The sequence below is a fragment of the Autumnicola musiva genome (assembly GCF_031846585.1).
In the GTDB taxonomy this organism is placed as follows: domain Bacteria; phylum Bacteroidota; class Bacteroidia; order Flavobacteriales; family Flavobacteriaceae; genus Autumnicola; species Autumnicola musiva.
Genome location: NZ_JAVRHK010000075.1, coordinates 1 through 660 on the forward strand (window position 1 = coordinate 1; position 660 = coordinate 660).

The 660-nt window shown below is 29.8% G+C and carries 1 protein-coding gene; it reads left to right on the forward strand.

Translation table 11 applies throughout. The features are described 5' to 3' along the window. A partial coding sequence (locus RM539_RS19905) for a hypothetical protein (protein WP_311505168.1) occupies positions 1-533 on the forward strand: 533 nt, incomplete at its 5' end. Between the last annotated feature and the right edge of the window lie 127 nt (positions 534-660).

A 660-nucleotide genomic window follows, 5' to 3' on the forward strand; every position in this document is an offset into this window, starting at 1 on the left:
GTTCTTGTGAAGAAAATAATCATTCAAGAATAAAAATTCCCGATGAAAAAATTGAGAAGAAGGTTTCAACAGTTGATTATCATAAAATAATTGATGTTGTTCTTGATACCTTTAAAAGCCAGCACGATAAAATTATACGGATAGTATATAAACCAAGTTTAAATCCTATTGATTCAAGTAGAAGAAATTCCATAATGAGTAATTCTAGATTGGCTCAAGATGAAAAAGATTTAGCAATTCAACTTTTAGAAACTAAAACAGACCATTTTAATTTTGACCGATCAAAACTGAACGAAAATAGTTTAGAAATCCTTAAAAATTCAGGAAAAACAACTGATAAAAATTTGACTTATTATTTCAACTCATTTTTAAGTAATAAAAATAATGATTTAGTAGTCTCTACAGTCGGAGCAATAATGAATAATGAAAGACATAGAACAAAAGATTCTGGTGCCTCTTTAATAATGTTTTTTAAAAAAGAAGAAGGTGATATATGGAAACTTTCAAACTATATAACAACTGTCGAGTATTAACTATGGCTAACAGCGGTTCATCTCAAATTCCGGGTATTGTAGAAAAAGTGTAATTTTAGTAACCAGGAAAGAAAATGGTTAATCCGACAAGTCCGCGTCCCTAATCCCGCAACTTGCGATAACCGCA